Source organism: Frankia gtarii (assembly GCF_025403375.1).
Taxonomy (GTDB): domain Bacteria; phylum Actinomycetota; class Actinomycetes; order Frankiales; family Frankiaceae; genus Frankia; species Frankia gtarii.
Genome location: NZ_JAMPTM010000378.1, coordinates 1 through 5,172, shown reverse-complemented (window position 1 = coordinate 5,172; position 5,172 = coordinate 1). Strand labels below are relative to the sequence as shown.

Genomic DNA, 5,172 nt, shown 5'->3' with positions numbered 1-5,172 from the left:
GACAGGCCCCGACCACCCCGACCATCCGCACTGGCCGGGGAGCTACGCTGGCGGCGGCCGCGCGGCGCCGACCAGGCACGGGTGCTCGCCGTGCTGGACGACTGGTGGGGCGGCTTCGGTGGCGAGGCCGGCTCCCGGCAGCGGGCCCTGCTGCTGCCCCGGTTGTTCTTCCAGCACTTCGCCAACACCTGCGTGCTCGGCGAGGCCGTCGACGGCCGGCTGACGGCCTTCCTGATCGCCTTCCGCTCCGCCGCGCAGCCCGACGCCGCCTACATCCACTTCGTCGGCGTCGACCCGGCCCTGCGCCGCCGCGGCGTGGCCGCCGCGCTGTACCGGTGGTTCTTCGCCCAGGCCGCCGCCGGCGGCGCGCGGCGCGTCGAGGCGATCACCAGCCCGGGCAACGCCACCTCCGTGGCCTTCCACACCGCCCTCGGCTTCCACGTCATTCCGGGACGGCGCACCGCCGACGGCGTCGACGTCCAGCCCGACTACGACGGGCCGGGCCTGCACCGCGTCGCCTTCACCCGCCCCCTCACCCCGGCCGACACGGCGCGGGCGTCGGCGTCCTGAACCGCTGCGCGCGGCTGCGTGGGTCGACGGGGACCGGTAGGAGCGGTTGCGCCGACGGCCCCGCTGTCCACGACCACGACCGAAGACCGGCAGCGGTCCCTCGGCCAGGGCAAACGAGGCGCGTGTACGCCGGGCGGGTGGACTGGGGTTCGGTCAGGACAGGCGGCGGGTCCACCAGAAGCAGAACCCGGTCAGGAGCAGGGCCAGGGCGAGGAAGACCGCTGTTTCGGATCCTTGGAGGGCCCAGTAGTGGTCGGCGGGTTGGTAGGTGACCTGTTGCCGGTAACCAAGCCTGGCGATCCTGGCGATGCATGCCTGGTGCATGCCGCCCACCTCGCCTGCCGGTTGCGGTGCTGTGCTGTACCAGGTGCCGGCGGCGCTCAGGTGCGGGCGGCGCTCAGGTGCGGGCGGCGCTCAGGTGCCGGCGGGCGTCGGGCGCATGGTGCGCTCGGCGATCCTCACCAGCATCCGCCGGGACAGCAGGCGCCCGCCACGGGCCAGCAGCGCGTTGCGCCGCCCGTCGATCGCGACCGGCCGGCCCCGCTCCAGGGCGCGCAACGCGGCGGCCACCACCTGCTCGGGTGTGCGCACAGCGCCGACGACGCTGTCGCGGGTGCCGACGACGTCGAAGAACGGCGTCTCGGTGGCACCCGGGCACAGCGCCAGCACCCGCACCCCCGCCGGGCGCGCCTCCGCCCACAGCGCCTCGCTGAACGACAGCACGAACGCCTTGGAAGCCCCGTAGACGGCCATGTGCGGCAGCGGCTGGAACGCCGCGGTACTCGCCACGTTGACCACCGCGCCCTGCCCGCGGGCCACCATCGCCGGCAGGAAACGGGCGGTCAGCGCGACCACGGCGACGCAGTTGAGCCGCACCTGGTCGGCGAGGCGGACCGGGTCGGCCCCGACCAGGTCGCCGTGGGTGGCGAAACCGGCGTTGTTGACCAGCAGGTCCACCCGGCCGCCGGCCGCGGCGACCCGTTCGGCGACGACGTCGACGGCGCCCGGGTCGCGCAGGTCGACGGCGACCACCTCGGCGCGCACCGGGTGCCGGGCGGTGATCTCCTCGGCCACCACCTGCAACCGGTCGATGCTCCGGGCGACGAGGACGACGTCGGCACCACGCGCCGCGAGCTCGCGGGCGAACACCGCGCCGATACCCGTCGACGCCCCGGTGATCACAGCGGTCTGTCCCTGCAGGTCCATCAGCGTCTCCCTGCCATCTGGTCGGTCTGTTCACCGGGCCGCGTCGGGCCCACCTCGCCCCGGCCGCCGCACAACGCCAGGTCGACGAGGTCGACCAGCACCCCCGCCCGCTCGGCGAAGCGGGCCGAGGCCCGCGGGCCATCGAGGACGTCGGTGAGCGACTTCAACCCGTCGAACGCGGCGACGAGCACCGCGGCGAGGGCGTCGGCGTCGACGTGGGCGCGCAGGTCGCCCTCGGCCTGCGCGCGGCGCACGACATCGGCGACGAGCGTCACCCAGGCCGCCATCGACGCACGGACCCGTGCGGTGAGCTGCGGTTCGCCGGCCAGCTCCCGGGCCAGGCGGGTGACGCTCCACGCCGCCGGGTCACCCTCGATCAGCTCGACCATCACCGGGACCATCGCGAGCAGCTCGTCGACGGCCCGCTCCCGGCCCGCCAGCGCCACGACGACCCGGTCGAGGAAACGGGTCTTCTGCTCGCCGAGCACGGCGAGCGCCAGCTCGGCCTTGGACCGGAAGTAGAAGTAGAACGCCCCCTTGGTCAACCCGCTGGCGTCGATGAGCTGCGCCATCGTCGTCGCGGCGTAGCCCTGCTCGGCGAACACCACCGCCGCGACGCGCAGCAGATGGGCGCGGGTCGCCTCACCCTTGGCCGTCGCCGGAACCATCGGCACCGCATCACCCATACATCCCACAATAAACCGACCAGACGGTATGTCAAACGCCGGTGACGCCGCCGCCCCGCCCCACGCCCCGGACCGCAGGTAGCGTCTGGACGATGTACGTACCGGCGCCCTTCGCCGCCGACGCCGTCACCCACCACCGCCCACCACCGGCGGCGACCACCGGCGGGTGACCCCCACCCGGGGGGCACGCGGACGGCCCGGCGACACCGGTATGCCCACCCGGCCCGGTCCGACCCGAGCCGGCCCCGCCGCGGTGAGCAGCGTCACCGCCGTCGACACCGTCGACACCGTCCGCCCGGGCCCGCCGCGCCGACGCCGGCCCTGACCAGGCCCGCGGGCCGGGAAACCCAGCCCGGCCGGACCACCGCAGCCCCCTTTACACGCCACCTCCGCCGCCGACAAGAGGCGGAATGTCCCCCCTGGACAACCTGGGGGCGGTGTGGAGTTCGCCGAACCTCTGTACAGACCCCCCCGGGGGCGCGGTAGCGTGCCCACCGTCGCATCGTCCGCCGATCCGACCACTCATCGGGAGAACCACCGCCGTACACGCGGCACCGACGGCCCGAGGTCGAAGCCCAGCTCCGGCACCCCGCAGCGGGCCCGCCGAGGCGGGGCGGGCACCGGGCACGGACACCTGTCGGTAACGCGACGTGACGGACAGGCTCGGGTATCGCCCGCGGCCCACGCCGCCGCGGCACGCCGGCCCGCCCGGGCCGCGGCAGGGCCCGGACGTGGTGGCGGGCCCGGGCCCGGCGAGCAGACCGGCGGCGTGCAAGCCCGGCCGGGAGGTGGAGGGGATGCAGGGCATGGACGCGGTGGAGCTGGCGGGCACGCAGGCGCCGGACAGGTTCGCCCTGCCCGCCGCCGCCCGCGCCGCGGCGATGATCTCCAGGGAGATCGCCTACGCCGACCCCGACCCGCTGGCACTGAGCGAGTTCGACGACCGCCTCTACCGCTACGCCACCACCCTGCTCAGCACGCCCCACACCAGCCTGCTCGGACCGATCATCGGCGACTGGCGCCGCGTACAGGCCGCCCTGGCACGGCGACTGTCACCCGCGGTGCACATCGAGCTGACCCGCGTCGCCGGCTACCTGTCGTTCTACCTGGGCGTGCTGTCCGCCGACACCGGCGCGAACACCTCCGCGCGGCGCTTCGCCACCCTCACCGAGCAGTTCGCCGCCCAGCTCGACGACCGGCTGCTCACCGGCACCTCCCGCAGCCTGGACGCCGCCATCGCCTTCGCCGACGGCCGCCTCGACGCCGCCCGTGCCGCCGCCGCCCGCGCCGCCGCCGTCGAAGATCCCTACCTGCACGGCTGGGCCGCCGCCGCCGAGGTCACCCTCGCCGCGGCCGCCGGCGACGAACCCGGCGTCGACGCCGCGCTGGCCCGCCTGCGCGACCGCCCGGTCGTGCGCGGCCTGCGCCATCCGGGCTGGCCCGCCTTCGACGACGTCCGCGAGGCCTGCGTCGTCGCCGACGCGATGGCCCGGCTGTCCGTGCCCGGCGCCCGTTCCGCGGGATATCGCGCCGTGTCGATCACCACCCCGGGCACCCTCGAACGCGGCTGGGCGCTGGGGGCGCTGGCCACCACACTGGTCAACCACGACCCGGCCACCGCCGGCGGTGTCCTCGACGAGATGGTCGCCATCCTCGACGTGCGCCCCTCGCGGCTGCTGTCCACCCGGGTACACGAGATCCTCCTGCTGATCTCCTCGCCCCCGGTCGACCGTGCCCCCCGCACCGCCGGCGCCACCTGACCCCCACCCGGCGCAGACCCGGACCGCGTCGTCAGCTGCCCGGGGTCCCACGGCGCGGCCAGGTCACCGGGTGAGCCCGGCGATGTCCATCCGCTCGACGCCCGTGTAACGGACGGCGATGCGGGTGGCCCAGCGGCGCACCTCGGTCACATCCTCGGACAGCACCACCGGTCCGCTCAGGGTGACGAACGAGTACGGCGCCGGCCACCCGCCTGCCGGTGGACGTCAGCGGGCCGGGTGCGCGCCGGCCGGGACGGTGCTGCGGGCGAGGACGGTGCTGCGGGCGAGGATCGCCTCGACGAGACGGACGGCGTCGGGGTACGCGATCGGCGTGACGGCGAACAGGATCCCGTACATCATCGGCGCCATCACCTGCTCGACGATCTCCCCGACCCGCGGGGTGCGCTCACCGCGCCCCTGCGCCCGGGCCACGATGATCTCAAGCTGGGCGCGGATGTAGGTGTCGCAGCGCCCCGCCGGGCGGCCGGGGTCGGCCGAGGCGACGACGTCGCGCAGGTACGCCCGGCCGGTGGGGGCGGACATCTCCTCCAGGTACTGCTCGGCGTAGGCGCACAGATCCCCGTGCAGCGTGCCGGTGTCGGTGGGCGGGGCGTCGGGGCGCATCCGCTCGGCGGCGACGTCGGCGAGCAGCTCGGTGAGATCCCCCCAGCGCCGGTAGACCGTCGAGGGTGTCACCCCGGCCTGCTGCGCGATCAGCGGCACGGTGATCGCGTGACGCGGCCGCTCGGCCTGCAACGCGCACACGGCAGCGTGCACGGCGGCCTGTACGCGCGCGCTGCGCCCACCGGGGCGCGGACCCTCCGGACTCACACCAGGAATTCTAACGCAAACATTTTGCGTTAGTTCTCGGCGAGCGCCGCCCGAGCCCCAACACAAACTCCTAGCTTTAGCCAGCCGTCCGGGTGAAGGGAACCCTGATGCCCTCCCAG

Annotated in this window: 6 protein-coding genes; 2 read left to right on the top strand and 4 right to left on the bottom strand. The window is 74.9% G+C overall.

The window, feature by feature from the left end:
• The first annotated feature begins 30 nt into the window (after nt 1-30).
• Nucleotides 31-570 carry a GNAT family N-acetyltransferase gene (locus NBZ83_RS29850; protein WP_261576287.1) on the top strand — a complete coding sequence of 180 codons (540 nt, stop codon included), beginning with the start codon at nt 31-33 and terminating at the stop codon, nt 568-570.
• Nucleotides 571-723: 153 nt separating this feature from the next.
• Here NBZ83_RS29850 and NBZ83_RS29845 read toward each other — a convergent pair whose 3' ends face one another.
• From NBZ83_RS29845 to NBZ83_RS29835, 3 genes are all read right to left on the bottom strand, one after another.
• A complete protein-coding gene (locus tag NBZ83_RS29845; protein WP_261571226.1) occupies nt 724-894 on the bottom strand; it encodes a hypothetical protein in 171 nt (56 codons plus the stop codon).
• 90 nt (nt 895-984) lie between these two features.
• The gene (locus tag NBZ83_RS29840) at nt 985-1,776 is read right to left on the bottom strand and encodes an SDR family NAD(P)-dependent oxidoreductase (RefSeq protein ID WP_261571227.1); all 792 of its coding nucleotides are present in this window, start codon (nt 1,774-1,776) and stop codon (nt 985-987) included.
• Nucleotides 1,776-2,444 carry a TetR family transcriptional regulator gene (locus NBZ83_RS29835; RefSeq protein WP_261576286.1) on the bottom strand — a complete coding sequence of 223 codons (669 nt, stop codon included), beginning with the start codon at nt 2,442-2,444 and terminating at the stop codon, nt 1,776-1,778. Before NBZ83_RS29835 ends, NBZ83_RS29840 begins: the two co-directional genes overlap by 1 nt.
• Nucleotides 2,445-3,268: 824 nt before the next feature.
• Here NBZ83_RS29835 and NBZ83_RS29830 point away from each other — a divergent pair.
• Entirely contained in the window at nt 3,269-4,222 is a 954-nt protein-coding gene (locus tag NBZ83_RS29830; RefSeq protein WP_438803270.1) for a hypothetical protein, read from the top strand.
• Nucleotides 4,223-4,447: 225 nt separating this feature from the next.
• Here NBZ83_RS29830 and NBZ83_RS29825 read toward each other — a convergent pair whose 3' ends face one another.
• Nucleotides 4,448-5,053, bottom strand: a complete 606-nt coding sequence (locus NBZ83_RS29825) for a TetR/AcrR family transcriptional regulator (RefSeq protein ID WP_261576285.1) — start codon at nt 5,051-5,053, stop codon at nt 4,448-4,450.
• Nucleotides 5,054-5,172 lie beyond the last annotated feature (119 nt).

What these genes read in the sequence shown, in the direction of transcription:
- NBZ83_RS29845 (WP_261571226.1), bottom strand. Translation starts at nt 894, where the DNA reads ATGCACCAGGCATGCATCGCCAGGATCGCCAGGCTTGGTTACCGGCAA.
- NBZ83_RS29840 (WP_261571227.1), bottom strand. Translation starts at nt 1,776, where the DNA reads ATGGACCTGCAGGGACAGACCGCTGTGATCACCGGGGCGTCGACGGGT.
- NBZ83_RS29835 (WP_261576286.1), bottom strand. Translation starts at nt 2,444, where the DNA reads ATGGTTCCGGCGACGGCCAAGGGTGAGGCGACCCGCGCCCATCTGCTG.
- NBZ83_RS29830 (WP_438803270.1), top strand. Translation starts at nt 3,269, where the DNA reads ATGGACGCGGTGGAGCTGGCGGGCACGCAGGCGCCGGACAGGTTCGCC.